The 25,065-nt window shown below is 42.2% G+C and carries 23 protein-coding genes and 3 pseudogenes; 14 read left to right on the forward strand and 12 right to left on the reverse strand.

All coding sequences use genetic code 11. The features are described from left to right. Nucleotides 1–93 precede the first annotated feature (93 nt). The 4 genes and pseudogenes from V7K48_RS01750 to V7K48_RS01760 all read left to right on the forward strand — a co-directional run. Nucleotides 94–354 (forward strand): annotated as a pseudogene (locus tag V7K48_RS01750) (DnaB-like helicase C-terminal domain-containing protein); the annotation flags it as partial. A 284-nt stretch (nt 355–638) separates the two neighbouring features. Next, nucleotides 639–1,481, forward strand: coding sequence for a DNA cytosine methyltransferase (locus V7K48_RS34820; RefSeq protein WP_442949393.1), 843 nt, complete (start codon nt 639–641; stop codon nt 1,479–1,481). A 10-nt stretch (nt 1,482–1,491) separates the two neighbouring features. Then, nucleotides 1,492–1,851 carry a hypothetical protein gene (locus V7K48_RS34825; protein ID WP_442949394.1) on the forward strand — a complete coding sequence of 120 codons (360 nt, stop codon included), beginning with the start codon at nt 1,492–1,494 and terminating at the stop codon, nt 1,849–1,851. Nucleotides 1,852–1,893: 42 nt separating this feature from the next. Next, nucleotides 1,894–2,121 (forward strand): hypothetical protein, encoded by a 228-nt coding sequence (locus tag V7K48_RS01760; RefSeq protein ID WP_335069033.1) that lies wholly within the window; start codon nt 1,894–1,896, stop codon nt 2,119–2,121. A gap of 181 nt (nt 2,122–2,302) precedes the next feature. On the opposite strand, the gene V7K48_RS01765 is transcribed toward V7K48_RS01760, so the two are convergent. Then, the gene (locus V7K48_RS01765; protein WP_335069035.1) at nt 2,303–2,839 is read right to left on the reverse strand and encodes a hypothetical protein; all 537 of its coding nucleotides are present in this window, start codon (nt 2,837–2,839) and stop codon (nt 2,303–2,305) included. A gap of 559 nt (nt 2,840–3,398) precedes the next feature. On the opposite strand from V7K48_RS01765, the gene V7K48_RS01770 reads away from it, so the two are divergent. Then, nucleotides 3,399–4,769: a DUF2252 domain-containing protein gene (locus tag V7K48_RS01770; RefSeq protein WP_335069037.1), complete on the forward strand. Its 1,371-nt coding sequence runs from the start codon at nt 3,399–3,401 to the stop codon at nt 4,767–4,769. A 196-nt stretch (nt 4,770–4,965) separates the two neighbouring features. Here V7K48_RS01770 and V7K48_RS01775 read toward each other — a convergent pair whose 3' ends face one another. Next, nucleotides 4,966–7,095 (reverse strand): alkaline phosphatase family protein, encoded by a 2,130-nt coding sequence (locus V7K48_RS01775; protein ID WP_335069039.1) that lies wholly within the window; start codon nt 7,093–7,095, stop codon nt 4,966–4,968. 184 nt (nt 7,096–7,279) lie between these two features. Here V7K48_RS01775 and V7K48_RS01780 point away from each other — a divergent pair. After that, a pseudogene (locus V7K48_RS01780) lies at nt 7,280–7,492 on the forward strand (Hsp20/alpha crystallin family protein); the annotation flags it as partial. 223 nt (nt 7,493–7,715) lie between these two features. Here V7K48_RS01780 and V7K48_RS01785 read toward each other — a convergent pair. The 7 genes from V7K48_RS01785 to V7K48_RS01815 form a co-directional block, all read right to left on the reverse strand. Then, nucleotides 7,716–9,212, reverse strand: coding sequence for an SIMPL domain-containing protein (locus tag V7K48_RS01785; RefSeq protein WP_335069041.1), 1,497 nt, complete (start codon nt 9,210–9,212; stop codon nt 7,716–7,718). Between the two features lie 464 nt (nt 9,213–9,676). Further along, nucleotides 9,677–10,132, reverse strand: a complete 456-nt coding sequence (locus V7K48_RS01790) for a hypothetical protein (protein WP_335069043.1) — start codon at nt 10,130–10,132, stop codon at nt 9,677–9,679. Continuing rightward, nucleotides 10,089–10,529 (reverse strand): sunset domain-containing protein, encoded by a 441-nt coding sequence (locus tag V7K48_RS01795; protein ID WP_335069045.1) that lies wholly within the window; start codon nt 10,527–10,529, stop codon nt 10,089–10,091. The genes V7K48_RS01790 and V7K48_RS01795 overlap by 44 nt, the downstream gene beginning before the upstream one ends. Before the next feature lie 43 nt (nt 10,530–10,572). Further along, entirely contained in the window at nt 10,573–10,923 is a 351-nt protein-coding gene (locus V7K48_RS01800; RefSeq protein ID WP_335069047.1) for a phospholipid-binding protein, read from the reverse strand. Between the two features lie 625 nt (nt 10,924–11,548). Next, nucleotides 11,549–11,794, reverse strand: coding sequence for a hypothetical protein (locus V7K48_RS01805; protein WP_335069049.1), 246 nt, complete (start codon nt 11,792–11,794; stop codon nt 11,549–11,551). A 38-nt stretch (nt 11,795–11,832) separates the two neighbouring features. Continuing rightward, nucleotides 11,833–13,677, reverse strand: coding sequence for a lipoxygenase family protein (locus tag V7K48_RS01810; RefSeq protein ID WP_335069051.1), 1,845 nt, complete (start codon nt 13,675–13,677; stop codon nt 11,833–11,835). 398 nt (nt 13,678–14,075) lie between these two features. Next, nucleotides 14,076–14,408 carry a hypothetical protein gene (locus tag V7K48_RS01815; protein WP_335069053.1) on the reverse strand — a complete coding sequence of 111 codons (333 nt, stop codon included), beginning with the start codon at nt 14,406–14,408 and terminating at the stop codon, nt 14,076–14,078. A gap of 470 nt (nt 14,409–14,878) precedes the next feature. Between V7K48_RS01815 and V7K48_RS01820 the strand changes: the two genes are divergently transcribed. The 3 genes from V7K48_RS01820 (at nt 14,879) to V7K48_RS01830 (ending at nt 16,692) form a co-directional block, all read left to right on the forward strand. Continuing rightward, nucleotides 14,879–15,310: a hypothetical protein gene (locus V7K48_RS01820; protein ID WP_335069055.1), complete on the forward strand. Its 432-nt coding sequence runs from the start codon at nt 14,879–14,881 to the stop codon at nt 15,308–15,310. Between the two features lie 180 nt (nt 15,311–15,490). Then, nucleotides 15,491–16,213: a nuclease-related domain-containing protein gene (locus V7K48_RS01825; RefSeq protein WP_335069057.1), complete on the forward strand. Its 723-nt coding sequence runs from the start codon at nt 15,491–15,493 to the stop codon at nt 16,211–16,213. Between the two features lie 317 nt (nt 16,214–16,530). Then, on the forward strand, nt 16,531–16,692 hold the full coding sequence (locus tag V7K48_RS01830) for a hypothetical protein (RefSeq protein ID WP_335069059.1): 162 nt from the start codon (nt 16,531–16,533) through the stop codon (nt 16,690–16,692). Here the strand turns inward: V7K48_RS01830 and V7K48_RS01835 are convergent. Continuing rightward, nucleotides 16,689–17,225 carry a hypothetical protein gene (locus V7K48_RS01835; RefSeq protein WP_335069061.1) on the reverse strand — a complete coding sequence of 179 codons (537 nt, stop codon included), beginning with the start codon at nt 17,223–17,225 and terminating at the stop codon, nt 16,689–16,691. The two genes, V7K48_RS01830 and V7K48_RS01835, sit on opposite strands and share 4 nt — an antisense overlap. 359 nt (nt 17,226–17,584) lie before the next feature. On the opposite strand from V7K48_RS01835, the gene V7K48_RS01840 reads away from it, so the two are divergent. Next, nucleotides 17,585–17,818 (forward strand): hypothetical protein, encoded by a 234-nt coding sequence (locus V7K48_RS01840; RefSeq protein WP_335069063.1) that lies wholly within the window; start codon nt 17,585–17,587, stop codon nt 17,816–17,818. Between the two features lie 12 nt (nt 17,819–17,830). On the opposite strand, the pseudogene V7K48_RS01845 reads toward V7K48_RS01840, so the two are convergent. Beyond that, nucleotides 17,831–18,043 (reverse strand): annotated as a pseudogene (locus V7K48_RS01845) (hypothetical protein); the annotation flags it as partial. Between the two features lie 157 nt (nt 18,044–18,200). Between V7K48_RS01845 and V7K48_RS01850 the strand changes: the two are divergent. The 4 genes from V7K48_RS01850 (at nt 18,201) to V7K48_RS01865 (ending at nt 24,051) form a co-directional block, all read left to right on the forward strand. Beyond that, a complete protein-coding gene (locus V7K48_RS01850; RefSeq protein WP_335069065.1) occupies nt 18,201–18,596 on the forward strand; it encodes a hypothetical protein in 396 nt (131 codons plus the stop codon). A gap of 171 nt (nt 18,597–18,767) precedes the next feature. Further along, entirely contained in the window at nt 18,768–19,865 is a 1,098-nt protein-coding gene (locus V7K48_RS01855) for a hypothetical protein (protein WP_335069067.1), read from the forward strand. After that, nucleotides 19,862–20,866, forward strand: a complete 1,005-nt coding sequence (locus V7K48_RS01860) for an AAA family ATPase (protein WP_335069069.1) — start codon at nt 19,862–19,864, stop codon at nt 20,864–20,866. The genes V7K48_RS01855 and V7K48_RS01860 overlap by 4 nt, the downstream gene beginning before the upstream one ends. Beyond that, the gene (locus V7K48_RS01865) at nt 20,836–24,051 is read left to right on the forward strand and encodes a hypothetical protein (RefSeq protein ID WP_335069071.1); all 3,216 of its coding nucleotides are present in this window, start codon (nt 20,836–20,838) and stop codon (nt 24,049–24,051) included. Before V7K48_RS01860 ends, V7K48_RS01865 begins: the two co-directional genes overlap by 31 nt. Before the next feature lie 774 nt (nt 24,052–24,825). Here V7K48_RS01865 and V7K48_RS01870 read toward each other — a convergent pair. Then, nucleotides 24,826–24,930: a hypothetical protein gene (locus V7K48_RS01870; RefSeq protein ID WP_335069073.1), complete on the reverse strand. Its 105-nt coding sequence runs from the start codon at nt 24,928–24,930 to the stop codon at nt 24,826–24,828. Nucleotides 24,931–25,065 lie beyond the last annotated feature (135 nt).

The raw sequence follows: 25,065 nt of genomic DNA on the forward strand, positions 1-25,065 counted from the left end.
ATTAAAGGACGCAAATCATCTTAAGTCCAAAGGATTGGTTCGCGATGAGCTATCGCGAACCAATCCCCTTTTCCACATCCCGTGAAAAGTCAGGTGTTGGCACTGTCGCAAATCTCTAGAGGAGTTGAGGGCAGGCAAAACAAGCGCCCAATGATGAGCGACCTTAGCCAATCGGGAATTCTAGAGATGGTTGCAGATAACATAATACTTGCTTACCGGGATGAGTACTACAACCCAGATACTCCAGACCAGGGAATCTTAGAACTAATTATGGCTAAGGCACGGCACGGTGAAACGGGTACAGCAACAGTGTTTTTTGACAAGTCCTATGGAATTATTAAGAATCTTGAGTGATGAGCTATGAACCAAACACTTATTTATTCAGTTAGGGTGGGGACTAAAGTTAAAAGTTCTGGTGGAAGTTATGAAGTTAGCTCCTTGCAAGTAGGCGCAGCAAGCTTTACCGTAGGAGATCGCTTTGAGTCCAGACATTCTACCAACCACTGCTGCACCTTAATCAAAATCAGAAACGGCGGAAAAAAGCCATACACAATTCAGTGGGACAACGGGCGAAAGGTTCACTGTGATGAATCTTGGCTCAATAACATGAAATTCTTAGAGGAAAAGAGAGAGACAGAATGCAACTCACACAACTTGACCTCTGCTCAGGAGTTGGAGCCGGTTTCTGTTACGCAGGACTCAAGCATGGATTTAAACTTATCGGAACCGCAGAGATTGACGATTACTGCTCAGGCATCCTCAAACTGCGATATCCCGATATATACAACTACGGAAACGTGCGAGATATCCCAAGACTTGCAAGACAAAGACTTGGCTACTATATGCACCCAGGAAGAATCGATTTGCTTACAGCTTCCCCACCCTGCCCCCCGTTCTCCACAGAAGGCCAACGACTCGGAGGCGCAGATGAAAGAGACTGTTTCCCCGCCGTCCTTGGAACCATTGGAGAATTGCAACCCAAGTTCGCAGCCATTGAAAACGTCTCAGGACTCATTACCTGCCCCAATTACCCAGGACAACCCACAGGCTCATATTTCAGAGGCGTGGTCAGTACCCTTGACCTCTTCGGGTACGATGCGGAATGGATTACTATCGGAAGCGGCCACTTTGCCAGCCCCTACATTAGAGAAAGATTACTGCTGGTTGCCGTCGCCCGGAGCCTTAAGCCTCAGTGGGAAAGGGCGGCCTCCTGGACAGACCAAGCAAGAAGCAGAACTGAAGAAGTTAGGTTTAATAAACAAAGGCGAGGTATTAAACCCGGTTATCCTTTGTCAGTGGTACGAAATCCCGGACTCCTGGCTAGACCCCTCGGAGTCAAGAGCCGCGATGGAACTGTTAGAAGAATGCGACAGGCAGCAGGAAATCTTCTCGATCCTAGAGTCGCAGCGATCGCACTTAACAGAATCGTCTACCTTAGTCAGCTGTCCAGCCTGCCAACAGGAATTACTCACATTAAATGATGATTGCGGTGTGTGTGGATGGACACCCGAAAATTTCTTAGAGGAAACTGAGCCGCAGCCCAAAGCTGTACAAAAGCTCAAAGGCAGACAGCGCAGGGGATGTCTGTATAGATATATTGAGAATAAGAAGTTGAAAAATGGAAGCATCGCTTCTTACCCCCGTGTAATCGGACACAGAGAGCCTAGTAATCCTCAGCATTGGAGGTGGGGCTTTAACTGGGAGGAAAAGATAGATGGAGAGTGGAAGGGGCGGAGTATTGGAAGTGTGCCAGTAGGAGCGATTCCATTAATTGAAGATATGCGATCGCGCAACGTCCCCCTTGAAGAAATCATCAGTTTCATAAAAAAGACAAAAGGTAAAAAATCTTAATATTTTGGGAGTGTTAATTATGCTCCTAAATTTATATAAGAGTTGGTGAATAAAAAGATGGACAACAGTAATAAACTGCTAGAAATTAAGCAAGAAATAAGCCAAATTGCAGAGAAATTGGTAAACCTATTCCCAACAGACCACCCCAGGTGGAATGATATTTTTGAAGATATTGGAGCTGCTGCATATTACCTTGAAGAGTGCAATTACCGAATTGAAGGAGCGAGAAAAACATTACTTGGTGATGGAGAAACTGATAGTGGAGGATGAGGAGCGATGCCTGCGGCGGTAAACTACGCCCTATAAAGGTTTCTTAGAGGATCGGGAGCGATGTCTAGCGACGGGCTACGCCTACGCATACCAAGAAGATCCATTTCCTGACATCTCCCTTAACAAGCGACAGTATCAACAACACTGTCGCCCTTATCCTTATTGGATTAATGAAATCGAACTATCTAGCGGTGACAAGCTGACCTGTAAAGAAGAATGACCCTCCATTTTTTCCATTACCTTGTAGTGGATTACTTTTTAGATCAAACAGACGAAGCTCAATTGTCCCTTGCACCGTTTGAGTTATCGGATTAAAACTAGCTTTAAAATCACTTCTTGCAATACCACTACCGCCCTTGTTTGAGAGGCTAAAGTTGAGTCCCCTAGCTGTAATCTCCCTATTTCCATTACACACCCAAGTACCTTGAGAAGTGGTAAAAGGATCAAACTGACCTGAAACACCACCTTGGTTTGAGTCACTACTAATCAAGTTGCCTTCTTCAGTAAGAGTGATCAGCGAACGTGAGGCAAACTTTCCATAAGCATCTTTAATTGTCGTCAGGTATGTGCCAGTGACAAAATTTCTGCAAACAGCCTGTTTAGAATTAGTATCAATTACAGAATCAGCCTTCACTTTTTGGATGTTCCAAATATCCAAAATGCTCACTGTCGAAAGTACACCAATTGTCAATCCAACCAAAGTTTTACGAATTCTCATGATAAACAGTAGTAAAGAATTTATGGAACGCCACTTAGAAACATATACTTAAACAAAAAATAATCTTGATAAATTTTGGTTAATTTTTGATTAAAAGAGACGTAACCACTTCTCAACACTCTAACGGGAACTATTAACATCAATATCTCTTAAACATAAGTATAGTTTGTGTGAATGGATACTCGAAAATTTCTTAGAGGAAAAAAAGGAAAGATTTGGCGTTAGCGATCGCCTTACTGCAAAGCGATGCCGTTCGCGGAGCGTCTCGTAGAGAAGGCGGGCAACTCTTGGAGAGGCTACGCCTTAAGCGTAGCTATGCCGCAGGCTTTACGCCTACGCTCTTTTTTCCTCTCTACGAGACGCTACTCGCGTTCGCTTGATTGGGGGCAGCGTAAAATTCTTGATAGCAATCTTTTTACTAGCTATGAATAGTTGTTACATTGTGCTTTAAATCACTTTATAAGTTCTGACTCAAGGTGGTAAAAGAATTGTTGTTGGATGGTTGTGTCTACACAAGAGTCCAGCAAGAGTTAATTTCTTTACCATCTAAGAAACTTTCATGCTCAAACACATATCTGCAATCGTCACCGTCTTTATTTTAAATTTGGGGTCTGCATTTACATCTGTTGCTGCAACTCCCCGTTCAACTTGGGTGGAAAATGAAATTTACCAATACAACCATCCATATGATTCTCAATTGCCCCAAGAACTGGCAACGAAAATGCAAAAGATGGCAGCTAGCCCCTTCGCCTTCTATCGAGGGACGGCTCACATCTTTTATCGTGATATGCAAACATTACCGAGTTCAGGATTTGTCAATTCCTCTACTGATGCCATTTGGTTAGAGGGGGATATGCATCTGCAAAATCTTGGGGGAATGAGAGATGGCAACGATAATAACGTCTTTGATACCACTGACTTTGATGAAGGTTATCTTGGCCCCTACGTTTGGGATTTGCGACGGATGGCAGTCTCGATTCTCTTAGCAGCCAAAGAGAACGGTCTAAGCTCCAGTGATGCTCAAGATATTGTCCGAAATTTCCTGGATGCTTATCTCAACAAAATGAGCGACTTTAAGGGGACTAACGACGAGCTATCATACCGTTTGCAAGAGAGCAATACCAACGGTGTGGTCAAGGATTTAATTCAACAGGCAGCAAACAACAGCCGCTCTAGTTTGCTAAATAAGTACACGCTGCTTAGTAGTAGCAATCGAGTTTTTCAGACAACCTCTGAACTCCAGCCTGTATCCAGCAGCACCTACTCAAATATTACTGGGGCGATGAGCAGCTACATTGCTTCAGTTCCTAGCAGTAAGCGTTACAGCAATAGTTACTACACCCTGAAGGACATTCGTCTCAAATTAGGTTCCGGTACTGGTAGTCTTGGTAAGTATCGGTATTACTTGCTGATTGAGGGCCCAACTTCAGCAACCGACGATGATCGCATTTTGGAGATGAAACAAGAAGGCAGTAGCGCCGTGGCGATCGCAGTTCCCGGTTTACTACCAAGTTCAGTCTATGGAAATCATGAAGGAGCGAGGGTGACAATCGCCACCAAAGCGATGCTCTCTAATACTGACCCCTTGGTTGGCTACACTACAGTCAGTGGTATCCCCTTTATGCTGCATGAAAAATCCCCTTACCAGGTGGACTTTGACTATACCTTACTAACCACTAAATCAAAATTCATGGATGCGATGGGATATGCAGGTAAGGTCGTTGCTAAAAACCATGCTATCTCTGATAAAGATTACGATGCTACCATTGTTCCTTACAGTGTTGACAAGGAAGTGACTGATATCACCAGTGTTAACAAGGCTGTATTCAAAGATGAGATTGTTAACTTTGCTCTAGACTATGCAACTCAAGTCGAGTACGACTATACCAGTTTCGTGAACGCTTACAACAGTGGGGTGACACTCTACTAAACTGAACTGTTTATTGCAATTGTTGAATATGGGTGATAGTGATTACAAGAGTGCGATCGCAGTAGACATCGCTCTTTTTTCCTCTGGTGCGGACACTACGTGAACGCTTGATTGGGAGCGGTCAAGCTACTGAATAGTAGTTTGACCCAGCATCCCAGGCGGTGGAGAAGTCAGCACTCTAAGAATAACGAAGTAGTTACTTTCTAATCTTGAGAGCTTTTCCCTGAACAGTTGGGGCAGAGGGAACACCTAGTAAACTGTTGATAGTGGGGGCTATATCGATATTGCGAATTGTGCCGATATTGCCACGGCGCTTGATGTCGGGGCCTGCGGCATAGAAAATGGCACTGAGATTAGGGATGTTGGGATCGTAGCCATGTGCCCCATAGAAGTTAGGCACGGAAAAAACTGAATTATCCGCGTCGCCTAAACGAGTTACAGCCGGAGTTTGTCTTCCGTCAAAGTTATATCCTTCACCCATGATTGCAAAGACATCACCAGTATCTTGACCAACAAATTCACTTGTACCCAATCCAAAACTTGGGTCGTTTAAATTAGTTGGTAGGGGACGAGGGTATATCTGGTCAAAAACTGCCTTTTTTTGTCGTCGGAGGACATAGTTAGGATTGGTGTCTACTAATTCTCGCAAAGCTGTGATGATTTGTTGTTGCTCCTTTACATATTCAGCACGAGTGACAACGCCGTTGGGTTCACGCCCTTGAAGATTGATATATATGTTGGCGGCTGGCCCTGATGTCACGGCACGGACTCTAGTTAAGTCAAAACCTTTACTTGCAAGGTAGTTATTGAGATTAACTTCTGTATGGAAGACAGAAAAACCGTGGTCAGAAACAACTATAATGTTACTATTAGGTTGACCTTGGCGATTTGTACCTACTGCGTTAATGATGCGTTCTACAGCATTATCAGCAGCCCGGTAAGCTGTCTCTAGATAGCTTCTATATCGAGTGACTTTGGCTTGATCTTGTCCTACGCCAATAGAGGATGGATTTGTGGGGTCACTGGGCTGGCGAGAATCAGTCAATAGAAACTGGTGTTCCGATCCATCTGGTTGTTCAATATAAACCATGACTAAATCTGCATCAGGGTTTTGGTTGATTGCTCTCAATGCCAGTCGAGTTTGATAGTCTACAAAAAGTTGAACTTGGTCTTCGTAAATAGCTTCTAGTTCACTGTCGGGGAAAGTTGTAAATCCAGGGCTAAGGCGTTCTGAAATCCGAAAATCAGACTGAGGAACCCAGAAGCCAACGTTCCTGTGAATATCATTAACACTAGTTTGTGCTGCTGGATTTTGAGGAATCGCATTCGCAGAATAACGGGCAATCCGCACAATGTTCAGGTCAGGGGCAAGATTACTGACGTAAAATGCTGCTCCTGCCTGGTTGGAACTACCTTCTAAGTAAAATAGACTAGAACGGCGATCGCCCGCTTTGACATAGGCAGGGCCAGTTGCAGGTAAACTAAAAGGCCCGGCTGGAATACCAATTTGAGCATCAAAGAAGACTAGGGTATCATAGTTAGTCTTGCGATCATTACTTGTATCTAATGCCGCAACTTGGATATCATAGCTAACGCCACCAACAGTAAAGCGATCGTTTAAAGCAGCTTGCTGAATCGGGCTATAGGAAACTCTTCCGGCATTATTGAGTTGACTAACTATTTTGCTAGAAGCCGGACTAAAGTTAGCGGCGGTTAAACTAAAACCACTCGCACCTACCCCAGCAAAAGCACCAAAGGGAACTGTGTACGATACAGTTCTTCTGCTGGCAGGTTGAATAATTGGGCTATTGGCTAAACCCGGTACTCGCACATCAACTCCATCTGCACCGGGAAAGGTAGCCGCCACAACTTTCTTCCCATTTTGCTGGAGTCCAACCCACACAGGTTCAGCAGTAGGTTGTAAACTTGCAGCAGGCCCAAAAGTTGAATAACCACCGATGGGAGCGCCAAAACCACTGATATTAGAAGTAAAGGGACTAGCAACCAAGTGGAATGTGTTACTGTTAATGTCATTGCGAGCTGCGGTTGAACCTGTACCAATTGCTATATGACAAGCCGCTGTTAGGGATGCACTACAAGTGATGTTTCGCTCTGCATAAACTCCTTCCCTTTTCAGAAGTCCCAATCCCTGTCTTCGACTCAGCACACCTTCTTTAAGATACTGTTCGACAAAATCTGGTGTTGCCCCATCCAGGGAAATCAAAATCACTTTAGGGTGTGGTGTGCTTGATACGGTTTTAGCCACTATAGAATGTACAGTTAAGCTGAAGAAAAAAGTCACCAGCACCACAATGGATAGGCGCATGAGTAACTTATGTCTCAAAGTCTGCCATAGCCACTCAAGTGCTTTGTTTATCCCATTGAATTTTAAATATCTGCTCACTTATCCTCCGTAAGTTAAGATGCCGTAACTTGATTGAGATGATTAACCCTCAATTTATTCAAGGTATCTTAACGAAAGACTATGAAAATCTTAAGTAAATGAGTAGCGCAAGTCCCAAACTAAAACCGAAAACAATGGCACAACTAAGAGCGAATTCTACTATGGTAAATTCCAACGTGTAATTCCTCTATCTGCTCGAATTCAAAATACCAATGTCACCGCTGATTATAAAGACGGCATTTTGAATCTAACACTGCCAAAAACCGAGCAAGAAAAGAACAAAGTTGTCAAGGTTAATCTTGAACTTCCTACTGCCTAATTAGTTCTGATGAGACTACTCTACCGACAATAATTGATTGAGATAGCTAAGAGCTTGGTTGTGATATGACCAAGCTCTTTTGTATGCGATGTCTACTTTAAGGGGCTGCGTCTACGCTCTCCCGTTTTCCTCTCTACGAGACGCGCTACTCGCGTTCGCTTGATTGGGTGGAGCGTAGGACTGGCAGCAGGAGATGCTAGCGACTCAGGCGTTGCCACCTCTTTTATCCGGCAAGCGATCGCTGCAATCCATTAAGAGCTAGATCGAGAGTACCTGCTGAATTTGGAGAATAAGCGATATCTAGAGAAACACTACCTTCTATCGTCTGAGTGCCACCAATTAAAGGAGTTTTAGTACCTGTTGCAAAAGCTTTATCTGCTACATTAAACACCAAAGGAGATGGGTTAGGATTGTCAGCTGACTTAATATTAATGTCAATAATCTTTCCTGGGGTTAACTTTAAGGTGTTAAAAACAGCCCCAGCCTGAGCTTGAGCGTCTTTAACCGCTTCGCTAAGAACCTGCAAACGTGCTTGCTGCAATGCTTTGTCTGAGGCAGTAAAGCTTATATTCTGTATTAGATTCGCGCCTGCTTGGATAGCTGTGTCAATTGCTGCCCCAGCTCGAGCCGTTGGTAACTCAAACTGAAGTGTGTTGAGTCCTGTAAAGCCAGTTAGGGTTTGAGTATTATCTTTATAGCTATAGACGGGATTTAGTTGAATAGATGTAGTTTGAAGTTGTTGCGCCCCAAGCTTTTGCAGCACATCAACTACTGCTGTTGAACGTTGAGCAGTTTCTTGTTGAACTTCGGTTGCGGTTTTTCCGTCTACTTGAATCCCCAATTGCACCTCAGTTAAAGTAGTGGGAACGGTGACTTCTCCTTGACCAGTAACGTTCAATATCTGAGCAGTGTTTGGATTAGTTCTACCAGTCAGGGGATCGATGATCGCAAAAGTCGGCTTACTCGCACTTGTGAGATTATGAGTAGCTAGATCGAGAGTAGCTACTGAATTTGGAGAATAAGCGATATCTAGAGAAACACTACTTTTTATCGTCTGAGTGCCACCAATTATAGGAGTTGTAGCAATTCTTGCAGCGTTCCTTGTTGCATTAAACACCAAAGGAGATGGGTTAGGATTGTCAGCTGACTTAATATTAATGTCAATAATCTTTCCTGGGGTTAACTTTAAGGTATTAAAAACAGCCCCAGCCTGAGCTTGGGCGTCTTTAACCGCTTCGCTAAGAACCTGCAAACGTGCCTGCTGCAATGCTTGGTCTGAGGCAGTGAAGCTTATATTCTGTATTAGATTCGCGCCTGCTTGGATAGCTGTGTCAATTGCTGCCCCAGCTCGAGCCGTTGGTAACTCAAACTGAAGTGTGTTGAGTCCTGTAAAGCCAGTTAGGGTTTGAGTATTATCTTTATAGCTATAGACGGGATTTAGTTGAATAGATGTAGTTTGAAGTTGTTGCGCCCCAAGCTTTTGCAGCACATCAACTACTGCTGTTGAACGTTGAGCAGTTTCTTGTTGAACTTCGGTTGCGGTTTTTCCGTCTACTTGAATCCCCAATTGCACCTCAGTTAAAGTAGTGGGAACGGTGACTTCTCCTTGACCAGTAACGTTCAATATCTGAGCAGTGTTTGGATTAGTGCTACCAGTCAGGGGATCGATGATCGCAGGAGCCTTCCCACTCACAACTGTAAGATTATTTGTGTTAGCCATCTTATTCTCCTTGCTTAAATGATGTTTGAAACCTGTTGATGTTTTAATCTGATGCGTAGATGCGGTTGACTATTACCAGCGATCGCTTTCATAAGCTGTTACGCAAATAAGATTGTATATTTACTCTTGAGGTTGTCATTAGTCATTAGTCATTTGTATTTCAAAGGACAGATGACCAATGACAATACTTGATTAAGCAATATCAGATTTGTGACCAGCGCAGTTACTAGACAGAAATTATGGGGATTTTTTAAAAATATAATTGACTGTGTACTTTTTAGATATGTCATTAAAATGTCAATGTTGTGTCAGAATCACACATATTTTTTATGCAGTATCCCAAGAATTGACGCTATGCCCAGAATGAAACTGCTTCATATTTTAAAGCTGAAATATCTGTATAAAGTAATACTGCAAAATTTCTAAGAGGAAAACTCAATAACTCAACTTTCCTCGCTTGAATCTCAAGAATGGGAGAACGCCAACGGCGGGGCGTAGCAAACATAGCATTGCCTCAAAATTGACGTGCTGGCAGAGGCGATTTTAGCAGAATCGGTAGTGCTTGGGGTGCGATGTCTGCGACGGGCTATGACGCTCGTTCGCGCCAGCGTGCCGTAGGCAAGACTCGCTAACACTTCTCTACGAGACGCTGCGCGAACGCTATCGGCGTCGCTTGGAATTTCCTTGCTTGATTGGGGGCTACGCCGGGAGCAACTACCAATTAAATTACTTTGGCTGCTACTTTGCCTAATACTGTCTCCAAACGACTGGTAAATTCTGAGGAGCGATCGCGAATTGGTAGGGTGATGAGCAGGAGCCAAAGCTGGATGTATTGATTTGGTCAGTTTTAAAACAACTGCCTTTGCCCTGTTTAGATCACTTAGGCGCACGGAAACCAGCTTTTTGTGCTGTATTCGCATCTTTAAAACAAATATCCGGCTTCACTTTTTCATAATCTAAGGTTTTGGGTACGTGATAAATGTTGCCTCTCTTATTCGTAATCTTGCCTTTTACCTGTGCATCACTTGGGCAAGTTGTTTGGTTTTGTGGTTTCACCCCTAGATTTTGTGCTGCTGTTAAAACTGCTGTTTTATTCCCCGCCGATGCTGGCTTCTTAGAGCTAGAAGTTGTATTTCCAGGGATAGGACTAGCTGCTGTACTAAAGGCAGGACTAGCTGGAGCAACAGCAGTTGGTGTTTGAGGCGTAGTACTAGTAGATTCTTCAGGTTTCTTCGCACAACTACTTAGGATTAGCACTGTAAATAACGTCAGTACCATGCTTAATTGACGAGGTTTAAGTTGATTGTTCATTGCCATTAATTCTTGCTCCTCATCCTAAATATATTTAATTCCCAATATTTTAGCCGATACTGACTTCATCACTCTGCACATCACTAGCACCACTTACCCCCCTGGCAGTCTCCACCAATTGTGCCAATATCTCTTGTGTTGCTACTTCTCCCTTTAAAACTACGCTACTTCCTAACTGAGCAACATAGACAGAATCAATCTCATCAAATTGCGAGTCTTCGTCAAAAGCTAAGGCGACTCTTTTTGCTAAACCACTTTGGTCATATTCTCCATTTAGTCCGACTCGTTCCAGAGGAATAGTTTCTCCCGATTCGGAATTGTCAGCAATTAGAGTCGGATCTGGGTTAACTTGAGCATCTTCTGGTTTTTCAAGTCCAAACAGTCTTTGTAACCAACCCATAACTGTAATTTCTCTTATCGTACAGATTTAAATACAGTTAATTATTGCACTGATCTGCGCTATGAACGCTTGTAAAAGTTGAAGTGACGGTGCCATGTTCAAAAGTTCTGGCAATTTGGCATCACAACTCTGTATTTTGCAGTTTTAATAAAATATCAACACGACAGCCATAAATCGCCAGTTGTTGACCCAACGCTGTAGAATAACTCAGCAGCCTACTCACCGCGCTCGGTCATCGCAACTCTTGGAGACGCTGCGCGTAGCTTGCTTCCCCACAGGGGTACGCCACAACTGGTTAGTAATGTACTAGAAAATACATAGTAAATGTGCGTAGTTTACCGCCGTAGGCATCGCTCTTTTTTCCTCTAAGAATCATGTTGCTTTAACTGCGACCTTTGCCTAATGCTGTCTCCAAGCAGCTGGTAAATTCTGAAGGGCAATGTTTACGACGGGCTGTCCGGTGTCGCTCTTGATTTTTCCTCTCTACAAGACACACTGTTAGGTCGCTTGAATGCCGCAATGAGCGCGTTTGCCTCAGCAAGATAGAGGCAGGCGATTGCACATATCTAATTAGGGGGCTTTGGGTTTTACGAACTTGAGGATCATGCGTAAGCGTAGCCCATCGCTAGACATCGCTCTTCCCAATGGCGAGGAAGCGTTGCCTATCCTTTTGACCTTCGCTCAAGATTGGAGGTAGTGTCCAGACTCCACCTGGATAGTCCTTAGTATCCTTTGGGTTGGCGTTAATCTCTGATTTGCCCACCAACTTGAAGCCGACTTTCTCCACAGTACCAATTACCCCATCAAGAGACATATAGCCAGTTTTGATATTTTCTTGCAAAGAAATGCCTGGTTTGAAGTTAATCGTCAACCAATAACAGTTGGTTATTTTGATCGCCCAGAAGAAGCTTATCCACTTGTACTGTTAGCCATACGGGAGGGTAAAAAGCCCGGATAACATTCCTTTCGGTGTTGATTGCGTTGTTCGATAAGTTTTTCTAAACCTTTGAGACGGTCTTTCAAGCGTCTTAGAACATCAATAGCTCGAAAGTCTTGAAAACTATTCACACCGAAATCTGTAAATGCCTTGGGATCTTGCTTGGTGCCAATCACTGCCATGACGTTAACCTGGGCGAATGTTGCCTCAACGCCAGGTAGGAAACTAGTAAGGCTATTCTCGTCCCGGATGATTCCTTTGATAGTTGGAATAACCTGGTAGATAGCTCCTGGCATATTCGGAATAAAAGCCATGTATTGGTATTGAATCCAGGCAATAGCTGAGTGTTGTGGGCCAGCAGTAAAAATGATCTGTGTCAGTAAATCAATCAACTGATCACGGTTAGTCAGACGGGGCGGTAGAGAAGCTACACCAAAACCTTTCTCACTAATGGGTCTTTGTAAAGCTTGTATCCAATTTTGGAGTTCAAAATCCTCACGAATATCTCGGTTGGATTTGTAGTAAATTCCCACATATTGACTAACATATTCTTCTAAGGCTTTCCAGACTAGCAACCCATCATCACGATAGGGAAAATCTCCCAGTACAGAACGGTCATCGACACCGCGCTGGCGTAAATTAGTCGGAAGAGCAAAGCTACTGAAGTTGTTAAAAACTTCGCTAACACCTTGATTTGCAAGGTTGCGTGAGCTTTCAAGGGTGCCTCCTAAAATGATATCTACTAATCCTCCAGGATTAATCAATACCTGGTCTGCAACGGCATTGATTGCCATTGTGAATTCAAAGTGGGGTTTTAGTAGCACATTCACGGGATGGCGAACTGCTAGTTCACGAACAGTAGCTAGTGCAATTGGTTCTAAAGCCAGATGAGTCTGCCCTAAGTGACGTACTAACTCATGAACATAAAAATCAGCCATCTGAGCAATCAGTTTCGCCAAAGTCCAGTCAACTCCATCCATCGGTGTGCAAAGCAGACTTATTCTGGGAATTTGTCCTAGTTGAATGGCAATAGGAATTAAGCACGAATCCCTGCGATTGCGATCGGCATAATAGAGGGCAATTGGGGCAGTGAGAAATTTATTCGGTTGCCCAATAACGGTATCACTATCAAGTAATGCATAATCGGTGACAAACAGATTGCCATTTTTAATAGCACTTTTGAGAGTTTCTCTAACGTACCCTTTTCTGTATACCTTTCTCAGCACAGTTTGAAAAATCTCATCCGTTATTCCCAGTTTTTGAGTCAGGCTATAATTCAGTGCCAAGACGTTGGTTAATTCCATTGGATTGGGGCCAGAAAGCCGCTGTTGCGTGAATTTGGCATCACTTCGGAAAGTCTTGGCGATATCTGGTAAAGGCAAAACTGGAAAAACCGCAGCATAGTCTTCCAGCCTGAGAAATAACTGAGGATTCTTGAAAAATGCCTGTTGATTTGCTACTATTTTCTCTGACAAAATTACTCGATTCTTGTTATACCCTTCAGAAAAAACCTCTTGGGCTGGTAAAGTTGCCACACGGACAGAAGTCGGTAGCCGCAATGCGATCTGATATTGTTGACGTGTTTGTTCTAACTGCTGTTGACGCTCTTGCTGGCTTGTCAGTGCTTCATGTTGTGGTAAAGCTGGGATCTGTGGATTGGCAGGAGGACTTGGCTTTGAAGAGGGAGTATCGCCTTTGACTAAGTTTTCCAAGCCAGGAGTACAAGCTAGACCTAATAGAGCTAGCATGGTACGGCGCGATAGGACATATTGCTCTATTAATTGTTGGTGTCGTTGCTGTCGAGTCGGTAAGCGCATTACATTATCCTACTGAAAAACCTACTTTTCACCAATCAAAATCATACGGTGTCTATTTATATTTGTGTAAAACATAATACTTATCTTTAAAATTACTAAAAAGGAAACCGACGATGCTGATGATGAGAGTGGGGCAGTGGCAGGTCTGGGTTAATTTTCAGGGCGGTTGTACGTCTGTGGTGTGTGATTGGCTGGTGGTGGCGTAGGTTAGGGACTTCCAAAGAATAAATTACTCAACAAAAATCAAGAGTCCACATTTAAATAATAATGATAATCATTTTGAGGGGTTAAGAGGTGGTTGCCTCCTGTCTTCCACAAATCTTTGGATCATCTGCTAGCTTCTGCTGGAAAGCCAAAGCCGGTTTACTCGTGCTAGAAGCAAAGTTAGTAACTATGAGTTATCCTTTGGATGCTAGAAACGGGGCGATAATCTCGGTATACCACCCGCTACCCGGCCATAATTCAACCACGGTCATGTTCGAGCGTAGACCGAAGAATTCAAGAGTCTGGGCTGGGTGGCGGTACTTGTCTCGGTCACGATTTGCAGTGGAGCGATGATTGCTGGTGAGTATGGTTTGGAGCGTGGTTGTGCTGTCGAAAGTTGTGGATTTTTCGCTCTCGTTGGCTAGAACAGGGGGCATTACGGATGCCAACAAGAAAAAACCTAGAGTCAATGCTTTAAGCAAGCCATAACGCCGCTTGGCTGAAGCGAAATTTTGTGTAAATTTCATAGCTGTATGTCTTTTTTCCTTGCTTGTAAAAGTTGAAGTGACAGTGCCATGTTCAAAAGTTCTGGCAATTTGGCATCACTTGTCTTTGAATTGCAGTTTAAATGAGATATCAATAGAACACAACAACCACAAATCGCCAGTTGTTGACCCAACGCTGTAAAATAACGAGAGCAGCCAACTCACAGCCCTTGGTCATCGCTTCGCTACGAGACGCTGCGCGTAGCTTGCTTCCCCGTAGGGGTACGCTACAACTGGCTAACAATGTACTATAAATCACATATTAAATGTGCGTAGTTTCCCGCCGTAGGCATCGCTCTTTTTTCCTCTAAGAATTGGGGCGATCGCGTTTTCTCTGTGGATCTGGTTGATTTAGCATCCCAAATCTTTACTTATAGTTCAGTGTATTCTCTGCTACAGCATCATGCACTGAAGTCATAGAAAAGAAACAGAAACCTTACAATATTTTTGGTATGCGTTGTAAACCGCTAGTTTTTGGTGCTACATCTACTATTTCGATTGTTATGCTTGCTGGTTCTGCTGTTGCACAAACTCAACCAGGTTTTGAACAAGCGCTCTATAAGAGTCTTTATCCTACTGTGTCAAATAACAGTTTGATTTGTTATGCCGAAACAAATACCCCGAACACCTTTGATTTAACTCGTCTGTGTGGTTTTGTTTCTACACCTTCCTCTGTTTCTACATCCCCCTCTGTTTCTACACCTTCCTCTGTTTCTACATCCCCCTCAAGTAATAGCAGCTATGGTGGTGCTAGCTACAACAGATTTTCTGGTGGTTCTGGTGGAGGCACTTCAACCGGAATTTGCAATACACCCAACGATACCGCTAGTGATGGCAGTCGTTGCGGTGGTCGAGCAGCTAGTGAAAGACGAGGAGGAAAGTAAATTTCATTCTGTGGCAACAAAGTAGCGATGTCTGCGACGGGCTACGCCTGCCTGGGGTTTCCTCTAAGAACGGGGTGGGGCGCGATCGCTTGGGTTTTCCTCGCTTTCATTCAAGCGATCGCCTTCCAACTCTGGGAACTATAAAAATGGCGGTTACTGATAAATGTTACCAAAATTTGTATGAGAACTCTTCAACAATCACCCTCACTTAGGGCAGCATTCCAACAAAAAATCGACACCAAAAAATCTACCAAACATCAAGAAATTCATGAAACATTAGGTGATGGCTTTTTGGGTGGGTTGGGTTCATTCATGTTTGAAGTTAACCAAGCCACAAATAAATTCAAAGGTAATATGGGGGAATGGGGAGTATCGCTACTTTTGCAATCTTTCCCCGATACATGGGTGATATTTAATAATGCTTTAATCCCTACTAACTCAAACTCTCTAACAGAAATAGACCATCTAATTATCGGTGAGGGTGGTGTTTTTTTAGTAGAAGTCAAAACTTGGAAAGGGTCATTTAGTGCCTACAAAGATAAATGGAAACGACGCGAGGGTAACAACTGGGTAGTAGTTGACAATAGTCCGACTTCTCAAAGTGTTTACCATCAAAAAATGTTTAGTCAGTGGATTATTTCTTTAATACCTAACCTTCATGATAGGTTTGTTGCGGCTCCAGTAGTCTTTCCAATTGCTAAATGGATAGGAACGAATGATTGCTCAGTTCCAGTTTTACAAGGTATTCCTGCACTGCTACAGATGATAAATAGTTCTCCTGATTGTTTAACACCAATGCAAGTACAAGCAATTGCCCAAGCCGTTGAAAACTTGACACTTACTACAAATACTACCCCAATTCCTAAACCCAAACCTGTTAAACGCCAGAATCCTACAAGTTGAGTAAGTGCGATCGCCCCCCACTTCCAGAACCGAATTGCCCTCCCATCAACCAAAGAAAAATTCTTAGAGGAAAATGGCTTATAGGGTAATAGATGCGATCGCTCTGCTACCAATCAAATTACTTTGGCTGCCACTTTACCTAATGCTGTCTCTAAACGGTTGGTAAATTCTGAGGAGCGATCACTGTTGAGTTTTCCTCGCTTGATTAGGGCGATGTCTACGACGGGCTGCGCCTACGCTCACTTTCCAAGAGAACTAATCCCCCCAAACTGCCATGAACTCTTCTCACTTAGGAGTCTGTCTGGAGTGGTTTATCTTTGGTTAGCCCCGTAATTTGGGTCAACTTCCTTGCTATGGGTCGTATTGTTTGGCAACAGGAGCCTTTATGGCACATTAGCTTATATTTCATCGCTGGAATGGAGCCGCGATCGCTTAAAAGACAATTTTCCTCTTCACTTATTCGGGAAATTATTTATTAATATAGTACTGATACATTTTGACCGTGTTCGTTGACAACTGTTAGTGGCAGTGAATTCAAGCTTTCTTGACGTGGAAATTGAATTATTTGTCTACCTTTTTTTATTGTCTTTACTTGCATAACATAGCGATTATTCACCCATTTAATACTGACTACTTTATGATATTTAGTCCAAACTCTTGCTATTTTGCCTGCACCTAGTTCAGTTACATAATTTTCACACTTAGCAGGAGACTTAACGTTATGGGGCTGCCAAAATCCAGCAAGCTGTACAATATCATAAGTACCACTACCACCTGGATACTCAGTAAAGGCAAAGATATTATACTTCCAATAATCTCCCCCTAATTTTTCAATTATTTCTGAAGAATACCTACCATTTAAATTGGCGAGATGTCTTTTTTGTTCTGCTGCTGTTGGACGTACCCAACTATTTGATTCCCCACAGACTTGAAAAGTTATATCATTTTTGTTTTGGCGATTATCTTTTTTTAGTTCTTGTATATCACTCTGACTAATAATTTTATTATTCATACTGGCTACTGCTGGCATACAAAAGAATAAAATCAATGTCAGAAAAAATACATTTTTGCAATAAATGTTCATAAGAAATTACCAAATGTGGAATTTTGGTGTGATGCTCTAGCATAGCGATCACTATCATTTCACTTCTAAGCGTTTCATCAAGTTAAAAGTAACCGACATTCAAGAGACTTGCAAACAGCCATTCCATCAGTGATTGAATTTATTCTGGCTCAACGCCGCTACTGGCTTGGCCGTAACTGTCGATAGTCGGTTCGCCGGAGGTTATTCGCATTGAACAGCTATTGAATGAGGGAATTAGAGTAGCCATAAAAAGTGTAATTTGAGGTTTCCTCTAAGAATGAGGGGCGATGTCTGCGATGGGCTATTCGGCGTCGCTCGAAGTTTCCTCTAAGAACGGGGTGGGGGCGATCGCCTGCGACAGGCTACGTCTGCTTGGGCTTGGGGTTTCCTCTAAGAATTGGGGCGATCGCAAAAAGCAAAGCCTATCCAAATTTAGATTCTTGCCAACCACTGCCCAAGTGCTAAATCAACTAGTGATTCTAGGGAATCAGGGTTTGGAATTAATTCTTTATAAGTATTAATTCCCACAGGAGTTCACTCCCCAGGATTATTGCAGCAGCTTCGAGCGCTTGGGTATTGTTCATGGCACTGGCGAGATTCTTCAAAGCCATGCCCATGAGCCGCAGACATTCTTGGGCATTCTCCTTGGGTGGTTCAACAGCTAGCGATCGCATCGCAAATCAATGGTTTTTTTTCTCCAGAGCCTGTTTCACCTGCTTATTCAACGCTTTAGTCGCCTGTTGCGATTGCTTTCGTGCAGTTAAACGAATATCGTCAGCTTGTTTTCACATAAGAAATTGTGATATTTATTAGCTACCTAAACTTAGTTGTAATATATTAAATTTCCCAAATATGGATGTAGCAATATTTACGTCTTTCCTAGCACCGTGTCTACCCTATCTATTGAAAAAAGTTGCAGAGCCTGCATTAAGTGGAGCTGCTACCAAGCTAGGTCAAGATACTTGGGATAAAGCCAAAGCAATCTGGACAAAATTGTGTCCTCAAGTAGAAGCAGAAGCAGCAGCCAATATCGCAGCTACAAAGCTGGCAGAAAAACCGGATAGTGAAGTTTGGAAAGCCGCACTTCAAGAAGAACTAGAAGCACTTTTTCAAAAAGACCAGGTGCTTGCAGAATTTATTTCTGAAATCCTCAAAGACTTTGATGGAGTTAGTACAGGCGGTGTTCAAATTCAGCAAACGGCAGGTACTGTTGAGGGACAAATGATTGGACAGATGCAGAATAGCCAAGCCAAAAACATTGGTAGCATTGGTAGCGTTCAGGGAGATGTCAAACTTTAACAGTGAACAGTGAACAGTAAACAGTTATCAGTGATGTATTTATCTTGGGTTAAAGTCCCCAACTTCTCACAAGTGGTAGGTAACAGTTAGGTCAAATCCCCTACCTGTTACTGTGATAACTGGTAACTGATAACTGATAACTGATTTAATGATGCAATAATCTAATAACTAATGATTGAAGAACCTGAGCCAAGTAATCAAATTGAGCAGGAAGTCGGTCACAATCGAGGGCAGACTATTGGCAAAATTGATAACGGACAAGCTGTAAATTTCCAAAATGCCCAGATCCAGAATGTCATTTTCCAGCCAAGTGGTGCAAGTAGTTACCAGACACGCTCGGATCAATTTCAAAAGGAAGTTCCATATCTCCTACCCTATTTAGCCAACCGTCGGGAGCAGGAAGCACAACTAAGTGAGGTATTTTCAAACTTTTTGAGGCAAGATTCACCAACTCATCTAGTTTGCATTATTCATGGTGATGAGCTCCAATGTCATAACAATTTTTTAGAAAGAATGCGAAAGGTTTTTCTTCCTAAATGGCTAAACTTAGACCCGCAAGAACCGATTCTTCATGAATATCTTCTGGAATGGCCTTCCAAATCAAAAGATTTGCATAATCTAAGCAAGCAGTTATGTAAAAATTTGGCAGATGTTGTTTTGAAAAACAGCTTATATTCCCCAGAATTAATGAATATTGCCTTAAGCAAACATCATCATCCAGTCATAGTTCATACCTATTTACTTACTGAAGATTTACATAAACAAGGATTAGATAGTTTAAATAAACTGTTGGAGTTTTGCCATGATTTACATAGAATAATTACCAGCCAAAGATTAATTATTTGCATATTAATTAGATATAAAATTAAACGCAAAAAAAGTTATAAAAACCTCTGGTTAAAGTTATTATTTAATCTTAAACTTGGTTTTTTAAAGCAATATCGATATCAGAAAACTAATAACAAAATTCGTAAATATCTCCAGGTTTTATCCAATTCAAATATGAATTATATTCAGTCGCAATCAATAATTGTTCTACCAGAATTATCAGGAATCAATCAGGGAGAAGTTGAGAATTGGGTACGTTGTGAAGATACTAAACAGTTTGTGGGTGAAGCCATGATTGAACCATTAATTCAAAAAGTGGGAGAGATGTTTGACTATTGGGAAGAGCAAACATCGTCTGATACAATTCCCATGTCTTATTTAGCGGAAGAATTATCTAAACTAGTGAAATTGCTGATAGCCGTACAGGGTAAATCATCATGAAATACCCGTTTTATTCCGGTGATGGAAACCGTAAACAATTTGATTTACCAGTAACTTTGCCAACTTCTCCACGTTCTCAATTACTCAATCCAGGGAATTATATTGCAGATTCCGGGTTGAAAGATGCGTGTAATGTGGCGCTGTTATTAGGACAACCGCTACTGATTACTGGAGAACCAGGGACGGGTAAAACTCAACTAGCTTACAGTCTGGCATGGGAACTTGGACTTGACCAGCCCTTGAAGTTTGAAACTAAGTCCACTAGCATAGCCCGTGAACTATTCTATACTTATGATGCTTTAAAACGTTTCCAAGATGTGCAGAGTGGGGTTATCTCAACTAAATTCTTAGATTATATTAATTACCAAGCTTTAGGACTGGCAATTTTACGAACTAGAGAGCCAGAATCAGTGAAGCATTTATTACCATCAGATACTCTACATGCTCATCAAGTACGTTCTGTAGTTTTAATTGATGAAATTGATAAAGCACCCCGTGACTTTCCAAATGATTTACTCAATGAATTGGAATTGATGTATTTTCGCATTTCGGAGTTAGAAAATGAAAAAGTTGCCGCAGAGCCAACATTACAACCCATTGTAATTATTAGTAGTAATTCGGAAAAAGATTTACCAGATGCTTTTCTAAGGCGTTGTGTTTATTACAATATTCCCTTTCCGAAAGTTGAGCGACTGTCCCAGATTGTTGCTAATCGTTTGGGGATGAATCCAGGTAGCAGTAGTCCATTTTTACAAGCAGCCCTGGATTTATTTTACAGGTTACGTTCTACCCAAAGTGGTTTAAGGAAAAAACCTGCAACGGCTGAATTATTGGGCTGGTTGATAACTTTACAAAAATTCACCAATGAATCAGAAAATGCTTTAATTCAAGCAGAAGTGGTTTTTGCGACTCTGAGTAGCTTAATCAAAACCGCTGAAGATCAAGAAAAAGCTAAAAAAATTGTAGAACAGTGGATACAGGAACAGACAAAAATAACCTAGATTGGCTAAATCCCGATGTTTTGATAGAGTTCATCGATGAGTTGAGGGAAGCAGGTTACAAGATTGGTATATCTCAGTACATTGCAGCCCAGGATCTCATATTGATGTTGATTGCTCAAGGGGAAACCTTAGATAGTCCAGAGCATCTGAGGAATTTTCTGGGGCCGATTTTTTGCAGTTCACCAACTGAACAAGAAGACTTTCAACAGCGTTTTGACCGTTGGCTTCAATTATACAGCCGAATTCATCTTTCAACAGGGAAAGTAGATGTAGAAGCCGAAGCACTTTCAGATGAACTAGAAACAGAACGCGTTCTCTCATCTGAGATACAAGGTCTAATATTTTTCATTTCAATATTTATTTTTCTATCTATTCTCTTATTCCCATCTTCGACAGAGAATAAGTCTGTCATCAAACCACTCCCAATACCAACAAAATCACCAACCTCAATTTTGCCACCTCCGATACAACCAAAGACTCTTCCAACTGTACACCCAAGACAATTCAATCTAAAACCCAGTACCAAACCCTCTCCAAACTCGCCATTTAATTGGCAAATACCGCTACAAATACTGCTACCTTTGCTAACAGTCTATGTTGCATTTCTTTTGTGGCGGATCTGGTGGATTTGGCGTGCTAACTTATTTCTGCAACGTCATAATATGACGCAACAGCCGGAGCTACAAAAAATTTCCCTGACTGGATTTGAGGATAACTTAATTCCTAACATTGTATTATTGCAAATTGCTCGGAGTTTAAGGTATCGAATTCGTATCCCTTCTAATGAACTTGATGTCGACAAAACAATTGATGCAACTCTTAAGCAGGGTGGATGGCTAACCCCAATCTATCGTACTTACCAAATTCTTCCTGAATATCTATTTCTTGTGAACCGCGCCAGCTATCGAGATCATCAAGCTAAGTTTGTGGAAGAGATAATTGAGCGTTTGCAACAGGAAGGCGTATTTATTACTATCTATTTTTTCGATGATGATCCCCGAATGTGTTTTCCCCATACTGATGAAGGTTTCCCATTAAGACTAAGAGAAATTACATCAAAATATAGTCAACATAGTCTTGTTATTATCTCAGATACAGAGAATTTTTTTAGCTCTATTAGTGGGGAATTAGAACCTTGGGTAAATCAGTTGATAAACTGGGAGAATCGTGCATTTTTAACACCCACACCTGCGGAAAACTGGGGATATCGGGAATTAGAACTTGCACAACAGTTTATTATTTTACCCGCAACAATTAAAGGGTTGCGGGTGCTAAGTCAAAGACTGCGTTGGGGAGTCGCAACTTATTTTCTTTCGGAAGAAATACAAATACCCCTACCAGATTCTTTGCGTATACAACCTGAACTCTGGATAGAACGTAATTCGCCTCCGACTGAGCAGATTAATCTAATGTTGGAATCGCTGGAGAAATATCTTGGTAAGGATAGCTTTTATTGGCTGAGTGCTTGTGCGGTTTTTCCAGAGTTGCATTGGAATATCACTATATATCTGGGTAATGTTCTCAAATCAGAGTCGGGAGCATCGCTAATAGAGGTGTGTTCATTGACTGATTTGGCTCGTTTACCGTGGTTGCGTTCTGGTTATATGCCAGATTGGTTGCGTGTTTATCTGATTACAACATTTAGCCAAGAACAACAGCAGATAATTAGGACTGCTCTGCAAAACTTACTAATTACGGCTATTCAAGGTTCGGCAAATAAATTTCAATTAGAAATAGCAAAACAGTATCATAGATTATTACCGAATTTAGTAGATCCAATCCTTTATTTAGTATCTAAAAAAGCTTCGGAAAATAGTCAATTACGGGATTATGTTTTTCTCACCTTTATGAAAGGAGAATCTGTACTTGGTATGAGGGTATCAGATGAGTTTAGTCGCTCACTCCAAACACAGAAAAGATATTATTGGTGGTTTAAGGGATTACGAAAATTAGGAATAGCAATTAAACCACCAATTCACCAGCCGAGTTTTGCGAAATCGTCTAATCCTACTTCTGGGTTAATCAGCCGTAGGGATTTTTTGAAATGGCTTGGTTTGGGAGGAGTAGGTTTGCTGACAGCAGTGGTAGCACATCAGGTTACTAAAAATTTTAGTCAGAATCCTAAGCCTATACCTAATTCTGCTTCTACATTTAGCATCCCATTTCCATCTGTAGCGGCTTCGTTAGATGCTGATGGCGCTATTGAAGCTTTGAGAATTACTTCAGGTTCTTATGCCGGAGGCTACCAAATTGCTCCTGCCGGACTACTACAATGGTATTTTGCGAATCTTGGCTTGGTCGCACATATTAAAAGCAACTCTTCTTTGACGGTCAAAGCTAATGTGAAAGCTTATTTGGATGCCTATATTAAGAATCTTGTGCGTCCAAGCTATGTTATCAAGGATGTAGAGGCTCCCAATGGCGATTGGAGCCAAAATACTGGCTACATCCTTCACAACGCAGACAGCGATGATGCCTACGCAGCAACATTTTTGTCTCTAGTATGGGCATACGTCCAGGCAACGAATGATACAAATTGGGCTAAGAGCAACCTAACAACATTGAAAGGGATTGCCTATAATAACCTTGTAACCCAGGTGAAATCGAATTTCTGCGTCCGGGTCTATCAAAAACAATCCCCAAATTCCTCAACGGATAATTCAACTGGATATCTACAGGATAACACTGAGAATTATAAGGGTATAGCAGATTTTTCTTCCTTGCTATCGAGACTAGGTGATTCCGACTCTAAGTATTATCAAAGTTTTGCAAATTCCGTTTCTCAATGCGTTCACAACACTTTGTGGAACAGTAGCGTCAATGCCTTCCTGGTTTCGGATATTAGTGGTCTTCCGGGAAGCACATTTTATCCAGATGTTGTATCTCAAGTCTTTCCACAAGTTTATGCTGTACCAGACAACGCATCGACGACTCATTACACCGCAGGATACGCCTATCTGAACAAGAATGCGCCGACTTGGGCGACAGGGCAATGTGGAACTAAACCATGCGATCCGAATTATTTCCCCTGGGGTATACTTGGCTATGTGGCTGCGGTTCGAGGTGACTGTACGAACGCGAAGAAACAGCAGAATACAATTGCCAACTTGTTTACGACAAAGCGATCAGCAGTTACCATCAATGAACTTGGGTGGTATTTACGCAATGTTACGATTTGTAAATAGCAACAAAACTAAAACTGGTAAAGTTTAGATGGATTCAGTAGATACCCCTCTTCTAAGAAACCAGATTTGCTGAAGGTTGAGAAATAAGGGATGTTAAAGTTTTGAAAAATTGAACGAGTCAAATTATTGACAATTATTTTGACAAGGAAGCAGATTCGCCCTGTTCTATAAGCTCTGGTGTTTGATCTGTGATCGCCTACGGTGGTCAGTGAACTTCTTGTACTGAGCGCAGTCGTTGGCGCAGCCTAAGAAGAGAAGTATGCCGAACTGCGGTAAACTACGCACACTCTACAAACTACGCACACTCTACTTTTCCTCTAAGAACGGGAGGGGCGATGCCTGCGGCGGTAAACTACGCTCCCATTCTTTCCTCTAAGAAAAAGTTGAAGTGACGATGCCATGTTCAAAAGTTCTGGCAATTTGGCATCACAACTCTCTGAATTGCCGTTTAAATGAGATATCAACCACAAATCGCCTAAGTTGACCCAACGCTGTAGAATAACCCAGTAGCGAATTTACAGCCCTCGGTCATCGCAACTCTTGGAGACGCTGCGCGAACGCTACAACTGGCTAGTAATGTACTAGAAAATACATAGTCAATGTGCAATGGTGTACCCGTCCCCTGTAGGCGATCGCTCTGCTACCAATTAAATTACTTTGGTCGCAACTTTACCTAATACTGTCTCCAAGCGGTTGGTGAATTCAACAGGAGCGATGTCTGCGACGGGCTACCGCCTACGCTTGGTTTCCTCTAAGAATGAAAGATAAACACAATCAAATTACTGCCACTTTACCTAATACTGTCTCCAAACGGCTGGTAAATTCGGATGAGCGATCACAACTCATAATCAATTGCTCAATTGCCCGTGTCATCGCCACATACAATAGTCGTGCTTCTTCTTCAGGTGTGTTGTATTGATCTTACTTTTCACGGGATGTGGAAAAGAAAGAGTGGTTCGCGATAGTCTATCGCGAACCAATTGCTATTCTTTATTATATTTGGAAGTTTCTTCG

The sequence above is a fragment of the Nostoc sp. genome, assembly GCF_036919615.1.
In the GTDB taxonomy this organism is placed as follows: Bacteria; Cyanobacteriota; Cyanobacteriia; order Cyanobacteriales; family Nostocaceae; genus Nostoc.

Excerpts from the sequence above, each read along its gene's own strand:
- V7K48_RS01860 (WP_335069069.1), top strand. The coding sequence starts at position 19,862 with ATGAAATACCCGTTTTATTCCGGTGATGGAAACCGTAAACAATTTGAT.
- V7K48_RS01825 (WP_335069057.1), top strand. The coding sequence starts at position 15,491 with ATGAGAACTCTTCAACAATCACCCTCACTTAGGGCAGCATTCCAACAA.
- V7K48_RS01815 (WP_335069053.1), bottom strand. The coding sequence starts at position 14,408 with ATGAAATTTACACAAAATTTCGCTTCAGCCAAGCGGCGTTATGGCTTG.
- V7K48_RS01810 (WP_335069051.1), bottom strand. The coding sequence starts at position 13,677 with ATGCGCTTACCGACTCGACAGCAACGACACCAACAATTAATAGAGCAA.
- V7K48_RS01855 (WP_335069067.1), top strand. The coding sequence starts at position 18,768 with ATGATTGAAGAACCTGAGCCAAGTAATCAAATTGAGCAGGAAGTCGGT.
- V7K48_RS01785 (WP_335069041.1), bottom strand. The coding sequence starts at position 9,212 with ATGGCTAACACAAATAATCTTACAGTTGTGAGTGGGAAGGCTCCTGCG.
- V7K48_RS01770 (WP_335069037.1), top strand. The coding sequence starts at position 3,399 with ATGCTCAAACACATATCTGCAATCGTCACCGTCTTTATTTTAAATTTG.
- V7K48_RS01835 (WP_335069061.1), bottom strand. The coding sequence starts at position 17,225 with ATGAATAATAAAATTATTAGTCAGAGTGATATACAAGAACTAAAAAAA.
- V7K48_RS01800 (WP_335069047.1), bottom strand. The coding sequence starts at position 10,923 with ATGGGTTGGTTACAAAGACTGTTTGGACTTGAAAAACCAGAAGATGCT.
- V7K48_RS01840 (WP_335069063.1), top strand. The coding sequence starts at position 17,585 with ATGTCTGCGATGGGCTATTCGGCGTCGCTCGAAGTTTCCTCTAAGAAC.
- V7K48_RS01820 (WP_335069055.1), top strand. The coding sequence starts at position 14,879 with ATGCGTTGTAAACCGCTAGTTTTTGGTGCTACATCTACTATTTCGATT.
- V7K48_RS34820 (WP_442949393.1), top strand. The coding sequence starts at position 639 with ATGCAACTCACACAACTTGACCTCTGCTCAGGAGTTGGAGCCGGTTTC.
- V7K48_RS01775 (WP_335069039.1), bottom strand. The coding sequence starts at position 7,095 with ATGCGCCTATCCATTGTGGTGCTGGTGACTTTTTTCTTCAGCTTAACT.
- V7K48_RS01765 (WP_335069035.1), bottom strand. The coding sequence starts at position 2,839 with ATGAGAATTCGTAAAACTTTGGTTGGATTGACAATTGGTGTACTTTCG.
- V7K48_RS01790 (WP_335069043.1), bottom strand. The coding sequence starts at position 10,132 with ATGCGAATACAGCACAAAAAGCTGGTTTCCGTGCGCCTAAGTGATCTA.
- V7K48_RS01795 (WP_335069045.1), bottom strand. The coding sequence starts at position 10,529 with ATGGCAATGAACAATCAACTTAAACCTCGTCAATTAAGCATGGTACTG.